Here is a 1590-nt window from a genome sequence, read left to right as displayed (position 1 = left end):
GGCGTCGCCGGCGGGGACAGTCCCAGCCTGGGCCGCACCGGCAGCCCCGATCGCAGCCGCGACCCCGACCGGCCGGGGACACCTCTGTAGGCGGGGAGGGTGACCCCGGGGGCCGGGAACCGGTCGGCGACCGGCGTGGCGGGCCCGGTACCGCTGCGTCTGGTGGGCGGCCGGGGCAGGTCAGCCTGCGGCGACGCCCGTCGAGTGCCTCGCCCGGCGGGAGCGTGGAACGGGAACGCAGACCCGGACCTCCAGGCCCGTCGGGTCCTCCAGGACCCGCGGGATCGTCAGGGTCTACGGGGCCGACCGGCCTGGGGGGACCCGGAGGCCCGCCGCCTACCCCTCCGGCTGGCGGTGGCGGGTCTTTCCGGCCGGGACCGGCAGGGGCACCGCCGGGCTGGCGGCGTCGACCCCGCACCGGTTCCTCCGCCCGTCCGGGTGGGGCCGCGACCCCACCCGAGGACCGGCCCGGATCATGAGCGGACCGGTCTACCATCTCGCCCCGCGCCGAGCCGGGACCGCGCTGTTCGGCGCCAGCGTCCCGCAGGTCATCCTGATTGGCCTCGGTGTCGGCGGGCTCGCGGCGGGCCCGAGGCTGCTCGGCGGCGGTTCCGGCACGACGGCCGGGGTTGGTGTGGCGGTGGCCTGCCTGCTGTTCGCGTTCGTCCGGGTCGGCGGGGAACCCCTGGTCCATCTCCTGCCGGTCGTCGCCGGCTACCTGCTGCACACCCGCCTGCTGCACACCCGCCTCCTGCACACCTGCGGCGGATGCCGGCCGTGCGCCGTCCCCTCCTCCGCTCGGCCGACGGGCATCGGGGCGGGGGCGGCCGGGTGGGGATCCGCCGGCCGCCGGTCCGAACGGGTGGATCTTCCCGCGGTGCCGCGGTCGGTCGAGGTGGTAGCGGCGGCGACCGGTTGCCGGGTACCAACCGCAGACGGGCAACCGGCCGGTCTGGTTCGTGACCGGCGCACCGGGACGATCACCGTGGTCCTCGACGTGCGCGGTGGCCCGTTCGGACTGCTCGACGGCGCCGGGAAGGACCGCCAGACCGCCGGATGGGCCCGGGTGCTGACCCAGTTCGCCCGGGAAACCCCGGTGGCCCGGCTCGGCTGGACGGTCCGCTCCGGACCGGCGACCGCCCTGGACCTCCCCGTCGAACCCCGCCGCCAGCCGGAATCCGCGGGGGCGGCCCGGTCGCGGCAGCCGGCGCGCCCGCCGGCGGGGGAGCTGCTGGCCTACCGGCGGCTCCTCGCCGAGGCACAGCCCGCCCTGATCCGCCACGACCTGCGGCTATGGCTGACCGTCCGCCCGACACGCGGAGGCCGCCACGCCGACGGCCGGGCCACCGCGCTGGCCGCCGCCGAAACCCTGGCCGACCGATGCGCCAGCGCCGGCCTGCACGTCCGCGGCCTGCTGTCCACCGCCGAGCTCACCAAGACCGTGCTCGACCACGCCGACCCGCCGCCTCCCGAAGCCTCGAAGGCCCTCGAAGCCCCCAGTCGTGCGGCGGAGCCGGACAGCGCATCGACTCCGGGCCTGGCGGCCCGCGCCCATCTCCCGGGAGCCGGCACACCGCGACCGCCGCAGCG

The 1590-nt window shown here is 77.9% G+C and carries 1 pseudogene; it reads left to right on the top strand.

What is annotated here, in order from left to right:
• Positions 1–475: 475 nt before the first annotated feature.
• A pseudogene (locus AC08OX_RS13865) lies at positions 476–1590 on the top strand (hypothetical protein); the annotation flags it as partial.

The organism is Frankia sp. CoBUL1, assembly GCF_978021245.1.
The sequence above is the reverse complement of the archived record's forward strand: the minus strand, read 5'-3'. Positions and strand labels throughout refer to the sequence as shown.